At 37.6% G+C, this 24,473-nt stretch carries 24 protein-coding genes and 1 other RNA gene; 18 read left to right on the forward strand and 7 right to left on the reverse strand.

What is annotated here, in order from left to right:
• The first annotated feature begins 31 nt into the window (after positions 1-31).
• The 6 genes from ACZ9EE_RS25685 to ACZ9EE_RS25710 all read left to right on the forward strand — a co-directional run bounded on the left by ACZ9EE_RS25685 (position 32) and on the right by ACZ9EE_RS25710 (position 6,792).
• Positions 32-592 carry an SLOG family protein gene (locus ACZ9EE_RS25685; RefSeq protein ID WP_476031446.1) on the forward strand — a complete coding sequence of 187 codons (561 nt, stop codon included), beginning with the start codon at positions 32-34 and terminating at the stop codon, positions 590-592.
• A gap of 131 nt (positions 593-723) precedes the next feature.
• Positions 724-1,026, forward strand: coding sequence for a cell division regulator GpsB (gene gpsB, locus ACZ9EE_RS25690; RefSeq protein ID WP_335498047.1), 303 nt, complete (start codon positions 724-726; stop codon positions 1,024-1,026).
• Positions 1,027-1,105: 79 nt separating this feature from the next.
• Positions 1,106-1,511, forward strand: an RNA gene (gene rnpB, locus ACZ9EE_RS25695) — RNase P RNA component class B.
• Between the two features lie 166 nt (positions 1,512-1,677).
• On the forward strand, positions 1,678-2,817 hold the full coding sequence (locus ACZ9EE_RS25700; protein WP_476031447.1) for a THUMP domain-containing class I SAM-dependent RNA methyltransferase: 1,140 nt from the start codon (positions 1,678-1,680) through the stop codon (positions 2,815-2,817).
• Positions 2,818-2,846: 29 nt separating this feature from the next.
• Positions 2,847-4,775, forward strand: a complete 1,929-nt coding sequence (locus tag ACZ9EE_RS25705; RefSeq protein WP_476031448.1) for an ATP-dependent DNA helicase — start codon at positions 2,847-2,849, stop codon at positions 4,773-4,775.
• A gap of 511 nt (positions 4,776-5,286) precedes the next feature.
• Positions 5,287-6,792, forward strand: a complete 1,506-nt coding sequence (locus ACZ9EE_RS25710) for a carboxypeptidase M32 (RefSeq protein ID WP_476031449.1) — start codon at positions 5,287-5,289, stop codon at positions 6,790-6,792.
• A gap of 55 nt (positions 6,793-6,847) precedes the next feature.
• Here ACZ9EE_RS25710 and ACZ9EE_RS25715 read toward each other — a convergent pair whose 3' ends face one another.
• The 3 genes from ACZ9EE_RS25715 to ACZ9EE_RS25725 are packed head-to-tail and all read right to left on the reverse strand — an operon-like array spanning position 6,848 to position 9,162.
• Entirely contained in the window at positions 6,848-8,512 is a 1,665-nt protein-coding gene (locus ACZ9EE_RS25715) for a b(o/a)3-type cytochrome-c oxidase subunit 1 (RefSeq protein ID WP_476031450.1), read from the reverse strand.
• The gene (locus tag ACZ9EE_RS25720) at positions 8,512-8,988 is read right to left on the reverse strand and encodes a cytochrome c oxidase subunit II (protein ID WP_476031451.1); all 477 of its coding nucleotides are present in this window, start codon (positions 8,986-8,988) and stop codon (positions 8,512-8,514) included. Before ACZ9EE_RS25720 ends, ACZ9EE_RS25715 begins: the two co-directional genes overlap by 1 nt.
• A gap of 24 nt (positions 8,989-9,012) precedes the next feature.
• Positions 9,013-9,162 (reverse strand): cytochrome c oxidase subunit 2A, encoded by a 150-nt coding sequence (locus ACZ9EE_RS25725; protein WP_476031452.1) that lies wholly within the window; start codon positions 9,160-9,162, stop codon positions 9,013-9,015.
• Positions 9,163-9,845: 683 nt separating this feature from the next.
• Between ACZ9EE_RS25725 and ACZ9EE_RS25730 the strand changes: the two genes are divergently transcribed.
• From ACZ9EE_RS25730 to ACZ9EE_RS25750, 5 genes are all read left to right on the forward strand, one after another.
• Positions 9,846-10,934, forward strand: a complete 1,089-nt coding sequence (locus ACZ9EE_RS25730) for a type III polyketide synthase (RefSeq protein WP_476031453.1) — start codon at positions 9,846-9,848, stop codon at positions 10,932-10,934.
• On the forward strand, positions 10,934-11,503 hold the full coding sequence (locus ACZ9EE_RS25735; RefSeq protein ID WP_476031454.1) for an isoprenylcysteine carboxyl methyltransferase family protein: 570 nt from the start codon (positions 10,934-10,936) through the stop codon (positions 11,501-11,503). Before ACZ9EE_RS25730 ends, ACZ9EE_RS25735 begins: the two co-directional genes overlap by 1 nt.
• 335 nt (positions 11,504-11,838) lie before the next feature.
• Entirely contained in the window at positions 11,839-15,489 is a 3,651-nt protein-coding gene (locus tag ACZ9EE_RS25740; protein WP_476031455.1) for a dynamin family protein, read from the forward strand.
• A 16-nt stretch (positions 15,490-15,505) separates the two neighbouring features.
• On the forward strand, positions 15,506-16,336 hold the full coding sequence (locus tag ACZ9EE_RS25745) for a sulfurtransferase (RefSeq protein WP_476031456.1): 831 nt from the start codon (positions 15,506-15,508) through the stop codon (positions 16,334-16,336).
• A 63-nt stretch (positions 16,337-16,399) separates the two neighbouring features.
• On the forward strand, positions 16,400-17,293 hold the full coding sequence (locus ACZ9EE_RS25750) for a 5'-3' exonuclease (RefSeq protein WP_476031457.1): 894 nt from the start codon (positions 16,400-16,402) through the stop codon (positions 17,291-17,293).
• A gap of 56 nt (positions 17,294-17,349) precedes the next feature.
• Here the strand turns inward: ACZ9EE_RS25750 and sspL are convergent, their stop codons facing one another.
• Entirely contained in the window at positions 17,350-17,490 is a 141-nt protein-coding gene (sspL, locus tag ACZ9EE_RS25755; RefSeq protein ID WP_476031458.1) for a small, acid-soluble spore protein L, read from the reverse strand.
• A gap of 84 nt (positions 17,491-17,574) precedes the next feature.
• On the opposite strand from sspL, the gene ACZ9EE_RS25760 reads away from it, so the two are divergent.
• Together ACZ9EE_RS25760 and ACZ9EE_RS25765 are read left to right on the forward strand one after the other, a co-directional pair.
• Positions 17,575-18,066: a divergent PAP2 family protein gene (locus tag ACZ9EE_RS25760; protein WP_476033096.1), complete on the forward strand. Its 492-nt coding sequence runs from the start codon at positions 17,575-17,577 to the stop codon at positions 18,064-18,066.
• A gap of 35 nt (positions 18,067-18,101) precedes the next feature.
• Positions 18,102-18,371 carry a DUF6123 family protein gene (locus ACZ9EE_RS25765; protein ID WP_476033097.1) on the forward strand — a complete coding sequence of 90 codons (270 nt, stop codon included), beginning with the start codon at positions 18,102-18,104 and terminating at the stop codon, positions 18,369-18,371.
• A gap of 39 nt (positions 18,372-18,410) precedes the next feature.
• Here the strand turns inward: ACZ9EE_RS25765 and ACZ9EE_RS25770 are convergent, their stop codons facing one another.
• Positions 18,411-19,331 (reverse strand): DMT family transporter, encoded by a 921-nt coding sequence (locus ACZ9EE_RS25770; protein ID WP_476031459.1) that lies wholly within the window; start codon positions 19,329-19,331, stop codon positions 18,411-18,413.
• Between the two features lie 5 nt (positions 19,332-19,336).
• On the reverse strand, positions 19,337-19,747 hold the full coding sequence (locus ACZ9EE_RS25775; protein ID WP_476031460.1) for a reverse transcriptase-like protein: 411 nt from the start codon (positions 19,745-19,747) through the stop codon (positions 19,337-19,339).
• Between the two features lie 182 nt (positions 19,748-19,929).
• On the opposite strand from ACZ9EE_RS25775, the gene ACZ9EE_RS25780 reads away from it, so the two are divergent.
• A complete protein-coding gene (locus tag ACZ9EE_RS25780) occupies positions 19,930-20,586 on the forward strand; it encodes a reverse transcriptase-like protein (protein ID WP_476031461.1) in 657 nt (218 codons plus the stop codon).
• A 19-nt stretch (positions 20,587-20,605) separates the two neighbouring features.
• Positions 20,606-20,791, forward strand: coding sequence for a zinc-finger domain-containing protein (locus ACZ9EE_RS25785; RefSeq protein ID WP_476031462.1), 186 nt, complete (start codon positions 20,606-20,608; stop codon positions 20,789-20,791).
• A gap of 58 nt (positions 20,792-20,849) precedes the next feature.
• Here the strand turns inward: ACZ9EE_RS25785 and cspD are convergent, their stop codons facing one another.
• Complete coding sequence (gene cspD, locus ACZ9EE_RS25790; RefSeq protein WP_071459908.1) at positions 20,850-21,050, reverse strand: cold-shock protein CspD; 201 nt, start codon at positions 21,048-21,050, stop codon at positions 20,850-20,852.
• 269 nt (positions 21,051-21,319) lie between these two features.
• Between cspD and ACZ9EE_RS25795 the strand changes: the two genes are divergently transcribed.
• The 3 genes from ACZ9EE_RS25795 (at position 21,320) to mntR (ending at position 24,469) form a co-directional block, all read left to right on the forward strand.
• Complete coding sequence (locus ACZ9EE_RS25795) at positions 21,320-21,604, forward strand: hypothetical protein (RefSeq protein ID WP_476031463.1); 285 nt, start codon at positions 21,320-21,322, stop codon at positions 21,602-21,604.
• 193 nt (positions 21,605-21,797) lie between these two features.
• Positions 21,798-23,966: a DNA topoisomerase III gene (locus tag ACZ9EE_RS25800; RefSeq protein ID WP_476031464.1), complete on the forward strand. Its 2,169-nt coding sequence runs from the start codon at positions 21,798-21,800 to the stop codon at positions 23,964-23,966.
• An 80-nt stretch (positions 23,967-24,046) separates the two neighbouring features.
• Entirely contained in the window at positions 24,047-24,469 is a 423-nt protein-coding gene (gene mntR, locus ACZ9EE_RS25805) for a transcriptional regulator MntR (RefSeq protein ID WP_476031465.1), read from the forward strand.
• Positions 24,470-24,473: the final 4 nt, after the last annotated feature.

Raw genomic sequence — 24,473 nt, forward strand, 5'->3', positions numbered from 1 at the left:
TTTTAAAAAATTTTAAAAGAGGAGAACGAGTTTGGTAAAAGTTTTAGCCATTTCAGGTTATAAACCATTTGAGTTAGGGGTATTTAATAAGGACCATCCATCCGTACAATATATAAAGGCAGCGATAAAAAAGGCTCTACTGCCGATGATTGAAGAAGAATTAGAATGGATCTTAATCAGTGGCCAGTTAGGTGTAGAACTTTGGACTGCCGAAGTGGTCTTTGAATTACAGATTGAGTATCCCCAGATAAAGCTTGCGGTGATAACTCCGTTTTTAGACCAGGAATCGAACTGGAATGAAACCAATAAAGAGTGGTATTCAACTATCTTAAGGCAAGCTGATTTCGTAGATTCTATTACGAAAAAAGGGTATGAAAAACCTTGGCAATTTCGTTTGAAAAATCAATTCTTTGTGGAAAAAAGTGAAGGCCTGCTCCTGCTGTATGACCATGAGAAAGAGGGAAGTCCTAAGTATTTGTATGAATTAGCATTAGACTATCAAAAACAGCACGATTATCGAATTGAATTAATTACTTTTTACGATTTGCAAATGATAGTGGAGGAAGAACAGTTCAAGAAATCTGACTTTTAAGGAATATAATTATCGGGTGTGACATATGAATGAAATGATGGCACAAATCCAGAATGTAAAAGAAAATTGACAAAAGGATTTATTTTTGGAAAAATAATAGGTAATGATTGGCTAAACTTGAGGTGATTTGTATGTTGGCTGATAAGGTCAAATTAACAGCTAAGGATATTTTAGAAAAAGAGTTCAAAACCGGTGTTCGTGGTTATAAACAAGAAGATGTGGATAAATTTTTAGATTTAATTATTAAAGACTATGAAACGTTTCATCAAGAAATTGAGGATCTCCAGCAAGAGAACCTTAGGCTTCGTAAGCAGCTTGAAGATACGTCAAAAAGACAGCCGGTGGCACAGCCTGCCGGAACGACCAATTTTGATATTTTAAAAAGATTATCTAATCTAGAAAAGCATGTTTTTGGTAATAAACTTTACGATTAACATTTTGTACCGTAGTTTCCTAATAAAAACCATTGTATAATCAACAAGAAATACATATAATAAAAAAGTATCATTAATGACGTTCGGGTAATCGCTGCGAGGAGCTTATGAAAGCGAATCGTTGAGGAAAGTCCATGCTCGCACGAGCTGCGATGCTCGTAGTGTTCGTGCCTAGTGAAATCATAAGCTAGGGCAGCTGAGTCTAGCATTCAGTTGACGGCCGGGAAAATACCTAAGTCCCATGCGGATATGGTATGAATACCTATAAAAGTGCCACAGTGACGTAGTCTTTCTGGAAACAGAAAGAGTGGAACGGGTAAACCCCACGAGCGAGAAACCCAAATTATGGTAGGGGCGTTTTCTCTGAGGAATTGAACGAGGAGAAAGACAGATTCAACTTGAATCTGTAGATAGATGATTACCACCTGTGTACGAGACTCAAAAGGTCGTTTGCAGTACAATGGTACAGAACATGGCTTACAGAACGTTATTAATGTAAAAAATGCTGGATATTAAGGGCTCTCCTAATATGGGGAGCTTTTTTATTGTAAACAACTGCATTCGATTGCAGCATTTTGTCAATAATGTAAGCGACAAGTTGAACGATAAACCTGCTAATACATACATTTGAATTTATTTAAGGGTGAAAATATGGGAAAATATCAAATAATTGCAACCGCAGCGATGGGGTTAGAAGCCTTAGTTGCTAAAGAAGTACGATCACTTGGTTATAATTGTGAAGTGGAAAATGGCAGGGTTACCTATACTGGGGATGAGTCAGCTATTGCACGAAGCAATTTATGGCTGCGAACGGCAGACCGCATTAAAATTAAAGTTGGCGAATTTAAGGCCTTTACGTTTGATGAACTGTTTGAAAAGACAAAGGCGCTTCCGTGGGAACATTTTTTGCCTGAAGATGCAGAGTTCCCTGTTATAGGGAAGTCGGTTAAATCAAAGTTATTCAGTGTCTCAGACTGTCAGGCTATTGTTAAAAAAGCAGTGGTTGAACGTCTGAAAAAACATTATAGGCGAAATACTTGGTTCGAGGAAAGTGGTGCTCTGTATCGGATTGAGGTTGCTTTGTTAAAAGACGTTGCGACCATAACCATTGATGCCAGTGGCAGCGGACTCCATAAACGCGGATATCGGATTGATCAAGGTGAGGCTCCACTAAAGGAAACATTGGCAGCTGCACTTGTAATGTTAACAAATTGGCAGGCAGATCGGCCTTTTATTGATCCTTTTTGCGGATCAGGTACCATTCCAATTGAAGCAGCGATGATTGGGCAGCATATTGCACCTGGATTTAACCGGGAATTTGTGTCTGAAGCTTGGAATTGGATGCCCGAAAAGGTCTGGGAGGATGCCCGAATGGAAGCCGAGGATTTGGCAAAGTACGACCAGCCATTAGACATTACCGGCACTGACATAGACCATCGCATGGTTAGAATAGCGGAAGGTAATGCCGTAGAAGCTGGTTTTGGTGATTTAATTAAATTTAAACAAATGCAGGTTCGGGATATAACGACAAGTACAGAGTATGGTGTTATTGTAGGAAACCCTCCATATGGAGAGCGGCTTGGAGATAAAAAGGCAGTGGAGCAAATGTATAGGGAAATGGGACAGGCTTTTAGTAAACTCGATACCTGGTCGATTTATATCATGACTTCGAATGAAGAATTTGAGCAATTTTACGGAAAACCGGCAACAAAGAAGCGGAAGTTGTTTAATGGATTCATTCGGACGGACCTTTATCAATATTGGGGCAAGAGACCCCCGCGGAACGAATAGGAAAGAAAATTTATGGGGGAGGGGTTTTCATGCACAACAACAGAATGCCGTTTGAAATTTCAAAAACGGAGTCTTTTTATGACAAGTTAGGGGAATGGATTGGCGATCTATTTTATGATGTATTACCGGAAGCAGGTTTTGAACTTAGAGACGAACAAATTTATATGGCTTTTCAATTAGAAAAAGCCTTTAAAGAGAAAAAAGTAATGTTTGCCGAGGCAGGAGTAGGTACGGGGAAAACGATTGTATATCTACTGTATGCTATCATGTATGCGCGTTATACGAATAGGCCTGCAGTAATTGCTTGCGCTGACGAGACATTAATTGAACAACTGGTTAAAAAAGAAGGGGATATTGCAAAGCTTGAGAAGATTTTAGACTTACAGATAGATGTGCGTCTGGCAAAATCAAGGGATCAATATCTTTGTTTGAAAAAGCTTGACCAGGTCAAAAACAATGATTTTTCGGATGAGATTTCAGAGGTTTATCAGGAACTTCCTGATTTTGTGCATTCCGTTGGATCGATGCAGTCTTTTGAAAGATATGGCGATAGGCGGGATTACCCATCTCTTTCGGATGAAGTATGGAATAACTTGAACTGGGATGCACTGCAGGATTGCTTCTCTTGTGATAAACGTCATCGCTGCGGCTTAACCCTGCACCGGGAATATTATCGACATTCAACCGATTTAATCATTTGTTCTCATGATTTTTACATGGAGCATATTTGGACTAAGGAATCACGAAAACGGGAAGGACAGCTTCCTCTATTGCCAGAGCATTCCTCTGTCGTATTTGATGAGGGCCACCTGCTCGAATATGCTGCACAGAAAGCATTAAGCTACCGTTTTACCGATTATACATTAGATACTTTACTAACTAGGTTAATGGAAAACGAAGTCCGTGAAAAGACGTTATATACAATTGAAGAAGCACTTTTAGCAAATGAGGCATTTTTTGATGCTATCTCTCAATTTTCTTCTCAATCGCAAGGATCTGAAAAACAAGTTATCACCAAGCATCCATTAGTGATGAAAACCTGTCGAAAGCTGCTCTCAACCTTGCAGGCACTTGAAGAGGAGCTGGTTTTTGAGAGTGAGTTATATGTGATTAACGAGTATGATTTGAAAATTGTTGAGGAATATTTAGAACAAATTACTTATTCACTATCGCTATTTCTTCAAGAACTTAACGGGATTACCTGGTTTGAAGAAAAGGGTGGAGAAAGAACCCTTGTAATCATGCCTAAAATGGTCGAAGAAGTAATGCGTGAGGAAGTATTTTCACAGAAGAAGCCGTTTATTTTTTCCTCAGCCACACTTTCCAATCATAAGTCTTTTGATTATATCGCCAACAGTCTTGGCGTTAGCGAGTACGTTTCTTTTTCAGTCGCATCGCCGTTTGATTATGATGAAAAAATGAAAGTATATCTGCCTCGTTTTCCAAAAGGTGATATAGACGAAAAGGTTCAATATTTAATTGAACAAATTACTGAGTCTGAAGGTCGAGCATTAATCCTTCTTAATACCAATGAAGAATTATTATTTCTAAAAAAGCAGTTTTCAGGTACCTTTCCTTACCCTGTTTATTTTGAAGGAGACGAGGAGATAAGCACGTTAGTTTCCAAATTTCAAAATGAAGAACATGCTGTTCTCTGTTCGATCCATTTGTGGGAAGGGCTAGATATCCCAGGCAGGTCGTTAGAAAATGTCATTATTTTTTCCCTTCCGTTTCCGCCTAATGATCCGGTTTTTACTGCTAAAAAGAATGGACTTATCAATCCTTTCTTAGAAGTAGACTTACCATATATGCTTCTCCGCCTCCGCCAAGGAATTGGCAGGTTAATTAGGACTGAAAAGGATCAGGGAACGGTCCATATCCTCTTGAATGAAGATATAGATAATAAGGTGTTTCAAGAAATAAAAGCGGTTCTTCCAACCGCGCCTAATGAGAATTAATAATATGGTGTAAAAGATGAAAAACCGCAAAGCTAGCTTTGCGGTTTTTCAGTTTCGTTTACGAATCTCTCAAAACAATCGAAACAAAAGATCTCTTTTTTGTCTCGATGGACACCATTTAAAAAACCATCTAAGCAATAAACTTCTTTCCGGCATTTACAGCAACAGCCTACCAGTTCGATCATGTTTATTCCGCCTTTTTTCACAAATTATTAATAAAATTATGCCATAGGTGTGATAAGTAGCACAATGGGATTTATGTTTATTCATCTATAATAAAAAGGAAGTAAACAAACTATAGGAGGTGCAAAAGTTATAAACCTGTAGATGGTTCTAATCAATCAACAATTGATTAGTGGTTTATCACTCGCTCAACCCTTTTCAAATTTATTTTCCTAAGAACTTCTCTTTTTTTGACAACAGATCTCCTGTTGTTTTTTTTGTACTCTTTAAGTCAGCGATTCACGAATAGTATGTTAAAATTTAACTAATTATACAGGGAGGTCTTGGTATGAACATTAAGCAATTAGAAAAAGAATTCTTAGACTTTGTAAAAAAAATCTCCGCTTATAATGAGGCAATTGGACTAATTTATTGGGATTTACGGACCGGGGCTCCAAAACAAGGAGTTGAACAGCGGTCCGAAGTAATTGGAATGCTTTCCTCTGAAGTATTTAAAATGTCCACTTCCGAGGAAATGGCCGCATATATAGCTAATTTGACAAAACAATCACTATCAGAAAAGACAAGCAAGATTCTGCAAGAATGCAAACGGGAGTATGAACGAAATAAAAAAATACCTGAAGAAGAGTATAAAGAATATGTCATCCTCCAATCCAAGGCTGAAAGTGTTTGGGAGGAAGCAAAAGAAACAGCTAATTTTGCTCTGTTTTGTCCTTACCTTGAAAAGCTAGTAGCCATGACAAATAGGTTTATCAGCTACTGGGGATACCATGAAAATAAGTATGATGTGCTATTAGATATGTATGAACCTGGGATGACCGTAAGTGTTCTTGATCAAGTATTTCTAGAACTTAGAGATAAGATAGTCCCTTTAGTTAAAGCTGTTTCGGAATCTCCTTATAAGCCAAACACGGAATTTCTATTTAAAAAGTTTCCTAAGGAGCAACAACGAGATTTTAGTTTGAAGATTTTAGAAAAAATGGGATATAACTTTCATGCAGGGAGACTGGATGAAACAGTCCATCCTTTTGCTACCGGACTCAATCCCGGTGATGTCCGAGTCACCACAAATTACAATGAAAGTGATTTTCGAACTGCTATTTTTGGTACCATTCATGAGGGAGGGCACGCTTTATACGAACAAAACATCTCGAAGGAATTGATTGGTACACCGCTTTGTACTGGAACTTCCATGGGAATTCATGAGTCCCAATCCCTTTTCTATGAAAATATTTTAGGACGAAGCTATTCTTTTTGGAAAAACAACTTTGAACTTTTGAAACATTATGCCGCAGATGACCAATTTGATAGGGTAAAACTGGAGGATTTCTATCGAGCGATCAATGAGTCAAAGCCGTCCTTCATTCGAATCGAGGCAGATGAATTAACCTACCCGCTCCATATCATTATCCGCTATGAAATTGAAAAAGGATTATTTAATGGTGAATTTGAAGTGAAAGATTTACCAGAAATCTGGAATGATAAATATGAAGAGTATCTTGGTATCCGCCCGAAAAATGATGCAGAAGGAGTTCTGCAGGATGTCCACTGGGCAGGAGGCAGCTTTGGTTACTTTCCATCCTATGCACTAGGCTATATGTATGCCGCACAATTTAAACAAAAAATGCTAGAAGAGATTCCCGAGTTTAATCTCTCGTTAGAAACCGGAGATTTTTTACCAATAAAATCATGGCTGACTGAAAAGATTCATCAATACGGGAAATTAAAAAAACCACTTGAGATCTTACAGGATGTCACTGGCGAGGGGTTGAATCCCAACTACTTAATTGATTATCTATATAAAAAATATACTGATGTTTATAAATTAAATTGACGATAAAAAAGGCTTCAATCTCGATGATTGAGGCCTTTTTACTATCGACAAACATTTACCATTTACCCCAAGTTTGGAAACCCTTTGAACCCGGAGGTGCGTTCTGGATAATATCAATAAACGGAATCGTGTAAGCAAATAAAATGAGTGCTGCAGTGATCCCAAGCCATAGTTTCCAATTTTCAAATACCATTGGGGCCTGTTGTTCAGTACTCTCAGCTTCAGCCACAGGAAATTCCTGTTCGCCCTTAGGGGCAAAGAAGGCTAGATTGACAAAGATAATAATCACTAAGATAATCCCTAAGAATAAAATCGATCCTCCTACTGCCTGAGCAATTTGATAAGGAATCCACTCGGCAGCCTGCTTTGCTCCACCATAGGTTGAAAAAGCAGATCGTCTTGGTCCTCCAAGCAGACCTTCAATGTGCATCGCTCCTGACATGAATACCATACCGATAAACCAGATCCATGCCTGGATTATGCCCAATTTATTCATGGCCTTCGTTAATGTACGTCCAGTTAAATGTGGTACCAGCCAATAGGAAATACCAAAGAACGTTAATACAACAGATGTTGCGGCTGTTAAATGGAAATGGCCTGTTACCCATATAGTATTATGAACTACTTCGTCCATTTGGTTTGAGGCATTAATAATACCGCCAGCACCGGCAGGAATGAATGAGGCCATTCCAATAAATGGAACCGTAAAGCGGGCATCATTCCAGGGCAATACTTTAAACCAGCCAAAAAGACCCGTTGCTCCTTTCGAGCGTCCAAACCTTTCAAAAGTCGCAAATAATGAAAAAGCAGTCATTAAAGAAGGAATAATAACCATAAATGTTAAAATAACTTGTAAGAATTTCCATGCCGGGTCAATCCCAGGCTCCGTTAATTGGTGATGGAATCCAACCGGAATGGAGAACAGCAGGAATAAAATAAACGATAGTCTTGCCAGTGAATCTGAAAAGATTTTTCCTCCGATTACTTTTGGGATAATAGCATACCAACACATATACGCTGGCAGGAGCCAGAAGTAAACTAATGGGTGACCGAAATACCAGAATAGGGTACGGCTGACTAGAACATCAACAGTGTCAACTAATCCAAGTGACCATGGAAGCAGTTGGAATAAAACTGTAGCAGCTACACCAAGAGTTGCGACAATCCAAAGTACCGTATTAATGACAGCCATAAAGCTTAATAATGGACTTGGTTTGCCAGGATTATTTCTCCGCCATTTTGCATAAGTTATAATTTGCGCAGCACCGTCAACCCAACTTCCAACCACAACAAACGTTAAACCTAAGTAAAAAATCCAATGAGCCTTAAGTGGTGCATAAAAGGTATAAAGGACGGATGCTTGCTTAAGTAATACCATTGTTGCCGCCATTAGGGTACCAATTAACATCACCCAAAAACCAATCCAGCCCAAACGTCTGGCAGCGTTCGAATGACCACCCGCTGTTCTGCTTACTGCGGCGTATTGGAATCCCATAATAAAGAAGGTTGTTAATACAAGACCCATTAAAACACCATGGACAGTTAAAATTTGATAATAATCAATTCCCCAAGGAAGTTCCCATTTACCGGAACGCACAAGGGTTTGCAGGAGTCCCATCAAACCACCAAGAGCTAGTGCCGAAAAGGCAACGAAAAAGTGTGCCATTGAAAGATTTGCATCACGCGGGTCTACTTTTACTTTTGCAGTTTCATTAGCCATTATTTAACCACCTCAATCTTTGCACTCATTAAGTGGTGTCCTGAACCACAGTATTCATTACAAACCACCAAATATTCGCCAGCCTTGTCAAACGTAGTCGTATATTCGCTGACATACCCTGGCTCAAGCATCATATTAATATTGGTACCCGCCATTTCAAAACCATGTATAACATCTTTTGTTGTAGCTATAACCTTCACCTTCGCACCGAGGGGTACTTTTACTTTTGCAGGATTATAGGAGAATGTCGATGCTACAAAGACTAACTCATAGTCCCATTCTTTTCCTTCCACCTGATGCAAACCGGGTTGATCAAAAGGCTTTGTCTGATCAACTTTTGCAGAATTAATAGTAGTTAAACAACTAGCCGGCTTGTTGCCTAGGTAGAAAGCGCTGACACCTACCACTGATAGAAACACGACAAGGCAGCCAATTCCGAACGTCAGCCAAATTTTTTCAAATTTATGCATGTGCATAACAACTTACCCCCTTACAATCAATTAAAATCGTTCGACGAATAGGTAATAGACACTTACCCAAGCAACAATAATAAACGCCCCCAAAAAGAAAACGGACGCTAATGTCCCTTTAAGAGAAGAGCTATCTTCCACTTCTGTTTTTTGTTTTGTTTTCAGTTCCGCTTTCGCCATCCCCCTTGCACTCCCTTCAGAAAATTAACAATTAATTATTCATTTCTCTCTTTCATAATACAAAACAATTGCGAAAGTAAAATATGAATTTGCGAAGTTCACAAATTGTTCTTTCCTTATTTAATACCTATGTTAATAATAAAAACTTGATATAACAGTGATTTATATCACTAACCCGTTTGATAAATATGAATAAACTGTGAACACCACTATTTCACAAGTGATCAATGTAAATGAATATTATTTCACAAACACTTTCGTGTATGTTGAACTAGGTAACACTCTTGAAATAAAAAAATAAGCTAATCATATATTTCAATTTTTATTAGAAAGTGAGTGACTTTTGTTGGAGAAATATTACTGCGAGAACTGTCGACTTTTATATGATGAAAAAGAATATTGTAAGGTGTGTGGGGTATTGGCCAGTAACAAAATCAAGATTGAAGTACAAAAGCAATCTGAAAAATAAGAACAGGTAAATAACAGGCGAAAAAAATATATAATTGGAAAAGTTTATCTAATGAAGGAATATCAAAACCGCGATATAATTTAATTGCACAGCAACAACCTTCAAAACGTTTGCTTCCCAGCAGTGGGAAGCTTTTTTTTTATGCTGACTTCGTTAGAATAAATTCACCTTTAACGGAAAAAATATCCTTAATCATAAAGAAGGAGACTGATTCATGCCTTCCATTTTATCCGTTTCAGAAGTCATCCCACCTTTTCAAGTTAATCAAGAGCAGGCATCGGTGTTTGCTCGAGAACTTTTTTCCGATTCATTCAAGGATATTGAGAGACTCCTAAAAGCCTTCCAGAACGGCCAAATTGAAAACAGATACTTTGCAAAAAGTTTGGATTGGTTCAAAGAAGATCATTCCTTTGAGGAGAAGAACAATGCCTATATTGAATGCGCTGTTAATTTCGGTAAAGAGGCGATTGTGAAATGCTTACATAGTAACAGCTTTCTAAATGAGCCTGTTTCATACGAAGAAATTGATGCTATTTTCTTTATCTCCACAACCGGAATTTCGACCCCAAGTATTGATGCAAGAATAATTAACCATTTACCTTTTCATTCCCATATAAAACGGGTGCCGATTTGGGGATTGGGCTGTGCCGGGGGAGCTGCGGGATTATCAAGGGCCTTTGAGTACTGTATCGCCTTTCCCAAGGCAAAAGTACTTGTCCTTTCAGTTGAGCTCTGCAGTTTAACATTTCAAAAAGATGATCTATCAAAAAGTAATTTGATTGGAACATCGCTATTTGCCGATGGTATTGCCTGTGCATTGATCATAGGGGATGAAGTTAAAAAAGAGGCATATAGTAAGAAGACTGCTGTCCCATATATTGCCGCCACCCAATCCACACTAATGCCCAATTCATTAGATGTAATGGGCTGGAACATCAGAAACACTGGGTTATTTGTCATTTTCTCTCGAGACATTCCACATATTATAGAAGCATGGTTAAAACCGAATGTGATCGGTTTTTTATCTGAACAGCAAATAGAGCTCGGCCAAATCAACCACTTTATTGCCCATCCTGGCGGTAAAAAAGTATTGGACGCCTATATAAAATCACTGGAGATTCCACCTTCGATGAATGAAATTTCTCATAATGTTCTTAAGAATTATGGAAACATGTCTTCAGCTACCATTTTATTTGTGTTAAAGCGTTTTATGGAACAGGATATCCCCAAAAATGACTGGGGGCTTGCAACAGCACTAGGTCCTGGGTTTAGCTCAGAATTACTTCTGTTGAGGTGGCAATAATGCATAATTCACTTTTATTCATTCTATTATTATCTTTTATCGTCCTACAGCGGATCATCGAACTTTATATTGCTAAAGGGAATGAGAAATGGATGATTCAGCAGGGGGCTGTTGAATTTGGACAAAGGCACTATAAGTATATGGTTCTTTTACATGTGCTTTTTATTATTTTTTTATCCGCTGAAACCTTAATAATTAATCGAGGAATATCTCCTGCCTGGCCTGTGTTTTTAAGTTTATTTTGTTTGGCACAGGCCGTAAGAATTTGGGTTATTATATCTTTAGGGAAATTTTGGAATACAAAAATACTCGTTTTGCCGGATACAAACGTAATAAGAAAAGGACCATACCGTTATTTAAAACACCCCAATTATTTGGTTGTTGCTCTTGAATTGATTTCGGTTCCATTACTATTTAACTCTTTTTTTACTGCTCTACTTTTCACTGTTTTAAATATCTTAATGCTTAAAATTCGGATTCCTTTGGAAGAAAAAGCACTTAATACACTAACTGAGTATGATGAGACCTTTCAAAACTGTCGCCGTTTCATACCAAAGATCGTTAAATAAATGTGACACTTCTGTAATGCTTATTGAAAATGATTATCACCCATGTTAAAATGGTTACAATAATGAAAATCATTCTCAAGTGATGAAGAAGAGGAAGGTGTTACTAATGACTTTTGCTTTTGTTGGTGGAACGGTGATAATATACGCATTTGTCATGAAGCACGTCTTAAAAAATGTAACTCAATCGTAATAACTAAAGAAAGCCAGGGAGAAATCCTTGGCTTTTGTAGTTTCACTTGGAAATTTTCACTCCAAAAGGGAGTTACATGATAGGAAATGTTTGAATTATCGTATAAAATAAAAAATATTACTACGATGCTAAGGGGAATAAGTTAATGGTACAAACAGCGAAACGGGTAGAAAATTTCCTAACACTTAAAGGAAAAATTGTTTCAATTTATGAATATTTAAGAAATCAGAATGATCAAGTTCAAGCAGAAAAAGTTAAACAACTAGCTAGAAAATTAGAGAATCGGGAGTACTCGATTGCTTTTTGCGGCCATTTTTCAGCAGGTAAATCGACTATGATCAATCAGGTAGTGGGGGAAAATCTGCTGCCAGCAAGCCCCATTCCAACAAGTGCAAATCTAGTTAAGGTAAAAACGGGCGAGGATTATGCAAAAGTATTCTTTAAAAATGAAAAACCAAGGCTATATATGGCCCCATATGACTATGATTTAGTTAAAAATTATTGTAAAGACGGGGACACCATAGAGGAAGTAGAGATTAGTCATAGTGAATCAATGTTACCGGCAAATACCATCATCATGGATACCCCTGGAATTGATTCTGCTGATGATGCCCATCGGATCGCCACAGAATCCGCTATCCATTTAGCTGATTTGATTTTTTATGTAATGGACTACAACCATGTCCAAGCAGAATTAAATTTTTTATTTACAAAAGAGTTAACGGAGGCAGGTAAAGAGGTATATCTTGTTATCAATCAAATTGACAAACATAAAGATGAGGAACTGACCTTTCAAGACTTTCAAACGAGTGTTGTCGATTCTTTTGCATCATGGGGAGTGAAACCTGCAAGAATTTTTTATACCTCTTTAAAAGACAAACAGCACCCTTATAATCAGTTTCATCAGCTTCAGGAATTTATTGCAGATAAACTGACAGGAAAAGATCAGCTGTTAGTTCCATCTATTTATCACTCATTAAAGAAAATTGCTCTAGACCACTTAAATCAGTTAAAAAAGAAGGAAGAAGAAGAGCTTTCTCCTTTAGTAGAAGTTCTCACTGAATTATCAGAGCAGGAAAAGCAAGAGTTATCAGGAAATTATCAAAAGCTAGTTTCCGAGCTGAACAGTGTCAAAGAGGGAACGGGTAAAAAAGAAAAGGAATTTGAGCTGGAAACTGCCCAAATCATGAAGACTGCCTATCTCATGCCGTTCCAAACGAGAGAGCTAGCGGCGAAATATTTAGAAAGTTGTCAGCCTGAATTTAAAGTTGGTATTTTGTTTTCCAAACAAAAAACGGAAGAGGAGAAAAATAAGAGATTAACATCTTTTTATGAGGATCTTGTGGAGAAAACAAAAACACAACTGGAATGGCATCTCCGGGAATTTTTACTCCGTACGTTGAAAGCTGCTGAGCTTGATCTTCCTGAACTTCATAGCTTAGCCCAATCCTATTCCATACCGGTTCCGGTTGATTTATTAAGAAATACGGTTAAACCTGGGGCGCGTGTAACCGGTGATTATGTACTTCATTACACAGAGGACGTAGCCAATGAAATAAAAAGAAATGCAAGAAAACAGTTAACAGACTTTAAAACGGTATTATTTGCCGCATTAACAGAACAGAGTGCTTACTTACAGCACAGATACGAACAGGAATACAGGAAAATTGATAAGTATGTAAACGCATTAGAAGAGCTGGAAAGGCGTGAGCAGGTCCATTTAAGCCGGGAAAAAGCGATAAATGAACTGTTAATTTCACAAACAAAAACGATAGATGAAGACCTTTATCATCTCTTTACGAATGAAGCAGAAGAATACGAGGTCGTTCATTCCCTAGGTGATTTGAAGAAGGTGAAAACAAAGCCTGAGAGTTTAATGGAAAAAAAGGTGAACCATCTGGTCACCAAAAGCGAAAAGGAATCAAAAGGCAATCACTTAAAGGGTATAACTGCCAAGCTAAAATATGCTTCGGAGTTAGTCAAAGACTTGCCTGGTTTTCACAAGATTTCCAAGGAATTAACGGAAAAAGCAGAGCGTTTGGATACTAAGGGTTTTACGGTTGCATTATTTGGTGCCTTTAGTGCAGGGAAATCTTCGTTTGCTAACGCTTTAATAGGACAAAAGGTATTACCTGTTTCCCCTAATCCAACCACGGCGGCAATCAATAAAATCAAACCAGTAACGGACCAAAATCCACATGGGACCGTTCTAATAAAGTTTAAAGAATCAACTACCATGCTTGAAGATATAAATCGTTCCTTAAAGGTTTTTGATCTGCATGCAGACGGATTTCCGGAGGCAGTAACCTTAATTGATCGGATTATACTTGAGCAAGGGCAGACTGTCGTGGAAAAAACACATTTTGCCTTTTTACACGCATTTAAAAAAGGATATAACCTGTTTGTTCCATTACTTGGTACGATAAAAGAAACGGGCTTATCCGACTTTCAGGAGTTTGTTGCTCAGGAAGAGAAATCCTGTTATGTGGAGTGGATTGAGCTTTACTATGATTGTGGGATAACACGGAAAGGAATTACTTTGGTTGATACCCCTGGAGCGGATTCCATTAATGCTCGACACACTGGCGTAGCCTTTGATTATATTAAAAATTCAGATGCTATCCTCTTTGTCACGTATTATAATCATGCTTTCTCAAAGGCAGATCGAGAATTTCTAATGCAGTTAGGACGTGTAAAGGAATCCTTTCAAATGGATAAGATGTTTTTCGTCATCAATGCCATTGATCTTGCTGAAAATGAAGAAGAAAAGGAATTTGTTTCCCAATATGTAGAAGAAAACTTATTAAAGTTTGGGATCAGAAATCCTCATCTTTATTCCTTATCTAGTCTTCTTGGATTAAAAGAGAAAATGACTGGGAATTCGGATACATCCTCCGGTATGAAGGGATTTGAGCAGGCCTTTTATCAATTTATTTCCGATGACCTAGCGGAAATGGCCATTGCCTCAGCGGAAAAGGAATTATTGCGGGTTCGTGAATTAGTTAGTACACTTATCCACAATTCTCAACAAGACCTGAACATTAAAATGCAAAAACGAACTGAATTAGAAAACCAAAAAGCCCAGATAAAGGATTTATTCGAAAATCAAAAAGTTGATACACTACAAAATCGAATCATACAAGAAGCAGAAGAATTAGTTTTTTACATTAAACAAAGAGTCTTCCTCCGGTTTAGTGATTTTTTTAGAGAAGCGTTTAATCCGTCTTCATTAAGGGACGATGGGCGTAATTTGAAAAGAGCATTGCAAACGGGCCTTGATGAGTTTTTGGAAAGCTTTGGTTATGATTTCGCTCAAGAGCTTAGAGCAACAACCGTTAGATTAGATCGGTTTATTGAAAAGCTGTTGAATGATTACCAAGAACGCCTTACGAGGAGTTTTCTTGAAGTAAACCGTGACCTCTCATTTTCAGTATTTGATAAAAAGGAAACTAATCACATTGATTTTCCAATTGCCTTTAAGGATGTAAGCCAACTGCATTTCAGTAAGGCAATATCATATTTTAAAAATCCTAAGTCCTTTTTTGAGAAAAATGAAAAGAAATTCATGAGTGATGAACTGTCCCAAGTTCTGAATCCAATCGCTGATAATTATCTAAAAGAACAAGCGGCCAAACTAAATGACCATTATGTGTTGGAATTAAATGCCAATTTTACCTTTTTGTTACTGCAAATGAAGAGGCAGACTGATGATTTTTATATAAGTATGCTTTCTGCATTGGATGGAGGAGTTTCAGTCGAATTATTAAGAGAAATAGAACAAAAGCTATCTGAATAATGGAGGGGACTTCCGGATGATGTTTGTAAAAGACAGGGAATGGTTATTGGAAAATTTACATCATGAGAATGTAAGAGTGATTGATTGCCGGTTTTCACTGGCTGACCCTTTGAAGGGGAAAAAAGATTATTTACAAGGCCATATTCCCGGAGCTGTCTATTTTGATTTAGAACAAGATTTATCAGGAACAATCGGAGAACATGGTGGTCGTCATCCGCTGCCAAATATCGATGACTTAATTAGGAAGGTCGAAAATGCAGGGATCGATAATGATAAAACCGTGATTGCTTATGATCAAGGAGAAGGGGCATTCGCCGCTCGTTTTTGGTGGCTTTTGCAATACATGGGCCATAACAAAGTGTATGTACTTGATGGCGGGTTCAAAAACTGGCTTGAAGCAAATTCACCCGTAACTGTAGAAATCCCCGTCTTTAAAAAGGCTGAGTTTCGGTTAATATTAAGGTGCGAATTACTGGCAACATTTGAAGAAGTTAAGGAAGCTGTTGAAACACAAAACCAAGTATTAGTTGATTCGCGTGAAGAGAAACGATATCTTGGTTTAGAAGAACCAATAGATAAGAAAGCGGGCCATATTCCAGGAGCAATTAATAAGCCGTGGATGGAGGGAGTAAAGAGTGGTCATTATTTGCCGGTCCCTGAACAATTACAGCGATTTTCCGATCTTGATTCCAATCAATCGATTATCGTTTATTGTGGCTCTGGGGTAACGGCTGTCCCTAATTTCCTCGCATTAACAGAAGCGGGCTTTCAAAAAGTGAAGCTGTACGTTGGGAGTTTTAGTGACTGGATTTCTTATGAAGAAAATAAAATTGAATCTTCATCCTAGCCTTCTTATGGTATAATGAGAGACGTGCTGTTTTTTTAGTATACCAGGAAGGGGACTAAGAAATTGGAAAATCAAAAGCCTTCACTCATGCTTGTTGATGGTATGGCACTGCTATTTAGGGCTTTCTACGCCACGGCAGTAACAGGCCAATTTATGATAAATTCAAAAGGAATTCCGACTAATGGAATTCATGGTTTTGTTAAACATCTATTTACGGCTGTATCTTCATTTAAGCCGACACATTTAGCCGTATGCTGGGATATGGGCAGCAAAACCTTTCGAACTGAAATATTTGCTGATTATAAAGGTAATCGGGGGGAGGCCCCGATTGAGCTTATCCCACAATTTGATTTGGTTAAAGAGGTGGTGGAGTCCTTTGATATTCCTAATATCGGCTTGGCTGGATACGAGGCTGATGATTGTATAGGAACGATTGCCCAGCAAATGAAGGATTCTGCCCATGTGTCGATTTTAACGGGTGACCAGGATATTCTTCAGCTGCTAGATGAGGATATTTCGGTTATTTTACTCAAAAAGGGATATGGCAATTATCTTGTTCATACACCCCAAACCTTTTATGAAGAAAAGGGAATCATGCCAAGACAGATGATTGATCTAAAGGCACTTATGGGTGATCCAAGCGATAATTACCCTGGGGTTAAAGGGATTGGTGAAAAAACAGCCCTGAAACTTTTAAAAGAGTTTGAACATGTAGAAGGAATTATTTCGAACCTCGACCGCTTATCAAAATCACATAAATCAAAAATAGAGCAAGGTTTAGACATGCTCCATTTGTCTAGGATTTTAGCGGAAATAAAATGTGATGTTCCTGTAATGTGTCAACTGGATCAGGCTGGGCTGCAAATTCCCATGGAAAAAGCATTAAATAAATTGAAAGAAATCGAACTTCGAGGTTTACAGCGTCTGCTACCGTTTGATGAGGCGTTTATTTCCTAAATAAAGGGTGTTCCAACCATTGGGACACCCTTTTCTCATACCCGGAATTTAGGGCGCTATCTTTTGGTATTACTTTTCTTTGCGTTATTTTCTAACGTGCTTTTTGGATCCTCTGTCATTTCTGCATCCTGTCCATATCCCTGTGGATTTACGCTAGGAGCTTTCACTCCCCGACTAGCATTACCCTTTTTAGTCAAAACACTCACCTCCCACTTTTTTAGTATTTCCACATGGAATAATAAAACTCAACTTTCTAAACAATAATGAGTAGAGGTGATATGATGAACAAAGGTGTTTACTTAGCACTTTTTAGCATTGGTCTGGCCCAAGGCGTTAAGATTCCAATTCATTTTTTCAAGAAGAAAGAATGGCGGCCAGACTTATTTTTTGGTACAGGTGGCATGCCAAGTTCCCATTCTGCCGGTGTATCTACACTGACTACCTATATTGCGCTGCAACGAGGATTACCAACCTTTGACTTTGCACTTTCCCTGGTCTACGGTTTAATTGTCATGTATGATGCACAAGGAGTTAGAAGGCAGACCGGAGAACTTACTCTAAGAGTAAATTCAATGAATGATTTAATTGAAAAAATTAATAAAGAAGAAAGTCTTGAATATAAACAAGAGGCCCCAAAAAAGTTGAAAGAAATGTTAGGTCATCAACCAGAGGAAGTAGTGGGAGGAGCTGTGTTAGGAGTATTAGTTGGTGTGATTGGTCACCTTTTAACAAAAAAAGATAGAAAATTGTCTAAAATTAAGTTAAGATTTTAACTGTTCATATGTGTGGGAGAGGATTGGTCAAAACCTTGTTAACAGTTGAAGATTATTTGCACTACTTGAAAGGGAAGGGCTTTCAATTTCAAGATGATGCGGTTGGTTTTATTTTCTTCGGCAAACATTATACAAATGCTTCTGATGAGATGATTAATACCGCGATCGAATTAACGTTAAAAGCGCAAAAACGTTTTGACGGGAGTTTCTATGTAGCCTTGCTCGAGATGTTAATTGCAAATAATATCAATACGAGAAAAGCTGCATTAAGATATGTGAAGGAAAATGAATTATTGGCTATTTAATTGAATTAGAAAAGCTCCCTTACAAAGAGGGGAGCTTGTTTAACTTTCCAGGCTTTTACTTTTTCTTAACAAAGCCATCTTTCCTGTTGGAAGCTCAGCAAAAATCATTCCCAGAAAGATTAGAATACAACCCAAAAGAGCACTTATCGATAATCGTTCATGGGCCCCAAAAAAACCTGTCAGAGCGGCAAAAACCGGCTCCATGGCAAAAATTAACGCAACCCTGGTAGCGGACGTATACTTCTGAAAATTAGTTTGAATAAAAAAAGCAATCGCTGTCGCAAAAACGCTTGTAACGACTAATGCAGCTAAAACATCCTTTGACACTAAAACCTCGATTCTTACTGACTTCCTCCAATCCTCAAAAAAGAAAGCTGAAAAAGTGGATAATAAAGCGACGGTTGAAATTTGAATAACGGTTAACAGCAGAGTAGGGTATTTATTACTGACCTTACCGGTTATAATAATATGCATACCAAAACTTATCGCACAGATAAAAACAAAACCATCACCAATATTTAAGCCTGAAACATCAGTCAGAGTTAATAAAAATAGACCAATTGTCGCGGTTATAACACCAAAGACTGCATTTTTACTCGGATATTGTTTGAGTAAAATCATAGAAAATAATGGGACTAATACAACGCTGAGTCCAGTGATAAATCCTGCCTTTGATGTCGTTGTATACAAGAGACCAAGAGTCTGCGTTACATAACCAAGAAAAAGCCATAAACCGATAAATATCCCTGAGCCTAATAATTTTAAGTTCAACTGTTTTAACTGTTTAAAATCAAAGAAGAGCAGCCAGAAAAATAAAAGAAGTGCTGCCAAAGAAAAACGAATCCCATTAAAAGCAAAGGGAGGGAGAAAATCAATTGCATTTTGGACTAGTACAAAAGTTGTTCCCCAAATTAAGGTAACAAATAGCAGGCTTAAATCGGCAAATAAGGATGGTTTCATGATGTCTAGTTTTTCTCCTCACTGTAATTTTTTTGAATCGCCAATCTAGCCAGTTGATCTGCCACTTTGTTTTCGGCACTGGGGATCCACTTCATAAAGAATAATTCAAATTCTTTGGTTAGTTGTAATGCCCTGTCAAGTAGGGGTGCATACGATTTATTTTTAGTGAACTCTCTTTCTACAGACATATTTACCAGTTCAGAATCTGTTCGAAAAGAAACAATAGAAGGGCCAAATCCATTTTTAATACAAATGTTAAGTGCTTCAATAAAAGCATGAAATTCTGCTTCATGATTTGACATGTTTCCAAGCGGTATCGCATATTTTTCAGATGTACCGTTTCCCTTAATAAAAATCCCGGCTCCGCTTGGTCCAGGATTACCAGCACTTGCTCCATCAATATAGACTTCAATCAATACTGCTTCCTCCTCGGATGATAAAAGTTACATCTCAATATTAAAAAGTTTAACATATTTTAATATCGTCATGCAGGTAATATTTTTCTTGGTAGAAGTGGGGCAGAATAAAAGTATCGATATTTTTACTGTTTAGGCTAGATGATAAGACGCACCAAAACAATCATGAAAGGCTGAATAAAATGAAATATAAGCTCGAGTGGATATATAAAGTAAAAAGTAATGAAAAGGTTCCATGTTCTTCTGATTGGGTAACGGGTGAATTGGCTGTTCAATTTGCCGAAGAACTTGAAGCTAGCGGGAAAGTAACGGAGTTATACTTTTATGATGAAGCAGGAACTTCTTGGATTTTAAAGGAAATGAAAAAGCTGCTAACGGAAATTGAGGAGGATCCTCATGAAATAACGGTCTTTTTTGACGGTGGTTTCCAAAAAGAAAGTAACCAGGGAGGACTTGGAGCTGTTATCTTTTTTAAGCAAGGAAAAAAGAAGTATCGCATCCGTGCCAATCAACGTTTTGACGAAATGGAATCTAATAACGAGGCAGAATATGCTGCGTTTTATTTTGCGTTAAATATCTTAGAAGACCTAGGCGTACATCATTTATCCTGCGAATTTAAGGGTGATTCCCAAGGGATATTAAAGCAGCTTGAAGGAGAATGGCCATGTTATGAAGAAACTTTAAACCGCTGGCTTGACCGAATTGAAGAAAAAATGAAGTCATTAGGAATGCATCCGAAATTCACGGTAATTCCTCGAAAAGAAAACAAGGAAGCCGATAAATTGGCAACCCAAGCGTTAGAGGGGAAAGAGATATTTGCCAAAACATTAATATTATAGAGGAGTGTGGCGAACAATCATGAAGCCTTCAGTGAGAAAGGAATTATTAAGCCAGGTAGAAGGCTTGATGAATCAATATTGTAATGGCTGCTTTTTGCATAAATTTATAAAAAAAGCAGATGGGCGGAGAGCCGCACATCGTTTTTGTATTTCTCAATGTACAGTTGGCGAGCAGCTTCGGGACTACGGAAAGAAATTAAATTAAGCATATTAAAAAGGCTAACGAATATCGTCAGCCTTTGAATGGTTGTTATTAGAAAGGATTATAGTTTTACTACGTTAGCAGCTTGTGGTCCACGGTTTCCTTCAACGATTTCGAAAGAAACTTCTTGACCTTCTTCTAATGATTTGAAGCCGTCGCCTTGGATTGCACTGAAATGTACGAATACATCGTCTCCGCCTTCAACTTCGATAAAACCAAAACCTTTTTCGTTGTTAAACCATTTTACTTTACCGTTTTGCATGTACTTCTTCCTCCTAAGCCTATCGTGGCACCTATCCGGTACCAAGTTAAATATTATCATGTACAGGAAAATATATTCGCTTACATGATGCTTTAAATATACAATAATGAAAATGGACAGTCAAGGAATGACAGGTGGTTTTTTCCTGAAAAACGAGTTGTTTTGAATAATTTATTAATAAATGTGAATATAATTCTTTGATGAATATAATATAGGCTCTTCCTCATATGTTTTAATAATAACTTTGTATTATGAGGTAGGGAGAGCCCATGTATCGATTTTCTATTGATGGAGAAGAATGGATTTTAAGATTCTCACCACAAGTTTTAATTGAAGCAGATGAAAAGCAAGCTATACTCATGTCATTGCTGCATATTGATAAGAACTTAGCTGGATTTCCCCATGGGACTGCCTTTATCATGTTTACTAAGAAAATTGGAGCTATTGTGTTTGATGTGGAGCGGATTCCCTCATTCATTTTAACAGTCTCTAATATTGTTCCCGAAGAAAATTGGTATGTTCAAGAAAATAACTCCTTTAAATCAATTAAATAGAACCTAAGATGCGTGCTTATGAAACCTGCCAAAATCTTGGCGGGTCCTTTTTTTATTCCAGACTTAGTAATAATCACTAAAAGAATGTGCTTTTTTAGGACTGACTAATATCTGCCTTTATTTTTTACCTTTACAAAAATAGATTTGAAGTGGGAAAATGAATCAGGGATGCTTTAAGAAGGAGCAAATTAAGATGAAATTAATTATTGCTGAAAAACCCGATCAAGGTTCAACCTTAGCTTCAATATTTAAACATAAAAAACAAAGCGGCTTTATTGAAATATTTCCGAATGAAACATTTCCAAATGGTGCATTTGTTACGTGGGCAATTGGACATCTATGTCAACTTATCGCCCCCGAAAAGTACGAACCTGGTTGGAAAAAATGGTCTTTGGACACTTTACCAATCATACCTGATCAATTTCAATATGAGGTAACAAAAGATAAGGCAAAGCAATTTGCTGTTATAAAAAAACTAGTCTCTGATCCGAATGTAACGGAAATTATTCATGCAGGTGATGCCGGGCGTGAAGGTGAATTAATTATTCGAAATATCCTGCGTATGACAAACTGCAAAAAACCAATGAAACGACTTTGGATTTCCTCGTTAACAGCAAATGCTATCCGAGAAGGGTTTAATAAATTATTGGATGAACAGGAGACAAAAAGCTTATACTTTGAAGCCTATACTCGTGCATGTGCGGATTGGATTGTTGGGATGAATGGCTCAAGGCTTTATAGCTTGCTGCTTCAGCAAAAAGGATTCTCAGATGTATTTTCGGTAGGAAGGGTTCAAACTCCAACCTTAGCTCTGATTGTGAAACGAGAAATAGAGATTGAAAGTTTTAAGTCAGAACCATTTTGGGAGGTCATTGCCCATTTTTCTATAAATGGCAAAAAGTACAATGGAAAATGGCAGAACGATGGGGAAACTCGTGTGAAGACCAAGGAGATGGCAGAAAAAGTAGCTGCCTTTTGCCGCGACAAGCAAGCTGAAGTAGCGGAGGTACTTTCCGAACGAAAGGAATTTTTACCACCGCTCTTATATAATCTCTCAGCTTTACAGGCTGAAGCCAATAAACGGTATAAATTCTCTCCTAAAAACACGTTAGATATTCTGCAAAAACTTTATCAAAAAGGGTATGTCTCATATCCCCGCTCCGATTCTAGATATGTTACGAAAGAAGAGGCGCATACTTTCCCTGATATTTTAAATCGATTAAGTCATATAAAAGATTACGAAAGTTATTTCCCATTGCCGGTTGCATCGATTGCAGATAACAAACGATATGTTAATGAAAAAAAGGTAACCGATCACTATGCGATCATACCGACAGAACAAATCCCATATTTAGATAGACTTAGTTCAGAGGAACGAAAAATTTATGATTTAATTGTTACGAGTCTAATTGCCGCCCATTATAATAAATCTGTTTCGGAATATACTACGGTTACCACACTAGTCGATGGCAGGGCGTCTTTTATTTCTAAAGGAAAGGTACAGCTTGAAGAGGGTTGGCGAAAAGTCTTAAAACAGAAGGAACGAGATGAAGAGCCTGAATTGCCTGCACTAACTGAAGGGGAGCAAGGGAAAACTGTTAAGGTGGTTGTAAAAGAAAGTCAAACACAGCCGCCAAAACGCTATACAGAAGGTCAGCTAATTACCTTAATGAAAACTGCTGGAAAACATATAGATGATAAAGAACTTGAGAAAATCCTTACGAAAACGGAAGGGTTAGGGACGGAAGCAACAAGAGCCGGCATCATCACCATGCTAAAGGACCGTTTATACATTGAAGTCAAAAAGAATGTAGTCTATGCAACTGCTAAAGCTAAAATATTGATTGAGGCGATTGGACAAGAAATTCTCGCTTCACCTGAAATGACAGCAAAGTGGGAGCAAAAACTAAAGGAAATATCGGAAGGATCTGCCGTACCAAAGCATTTTATGGAACAAACTAAGAAAATGGTCCTCCATTTAATATCCTCTAGTAGGAATGAATCGGTTAACTGGGTTTTTTCTGATGATCTCACTCAAAACTTCACTCCGGGAAAACAAAAAGGAAAAAGAAGAGCACCAACAAAACTAGGGCCTTGTAAGAAATGTGATGGAGATATCGTCGATAAAGGCACCTTTTATGGCTGCAGTAACTATAAAAAAAATCAGTGTAATTTTACGATTTCAAAAAAAATCCTTGGAAAAAATATTACTCAGAAAAATGTCAAACTTTTACTCTCAGGTGAAAAAACGGATTTAATCGAAGGATTTACGAATAAAGAAAAAACCTTTAATGCCAAGCTTTTCCTTGATGAGCAGGAAAAAAGGATAAAATTTTTATTCGAGGAGACAGCCATAAAATAATTCCTTCTGCTATAAAGAACCTTGTCACTCATTTTTTAATATAGTAAACTTTTAGAAGAGAATTTTTTGGAGGTTAAGGGATGCCAACACCTAGTATGGAAGATTATATTGAACAAATATATATTTTGATTGAAGAAAAAGGATACGCTCGGGTATCGGATATTGCCGAAGCGCTGTCCGTCCATCCCTCCTCAGTAACTAAAATGGTGCAAAAGCTTGATAAAGATGAATATTTAGTTTATGAAAAATACAGAGGACTCAGCTTAACACCCAAGGGTAATAAGATTGGTAAGCGCCTAGTTTTTAGACATGAACTGCTTGAACAATTCCTCAAGATTATTGGGGTAAAAGATGAGAACATCTATCATGATGTTGAAGGGATCGAGCATCATTTAAGCTGGGACTCTATTGATCGTATTGGAGATCTTGTTCAGTTCTTTGAGGAAGATGAGAATAGAATTGAGGCATTAAAGGAAATTCAAAAACTAAATGAACATGAATAGAATG

The organism is Bacillus sp. URHA0034 (assembly GCF_056280405.1).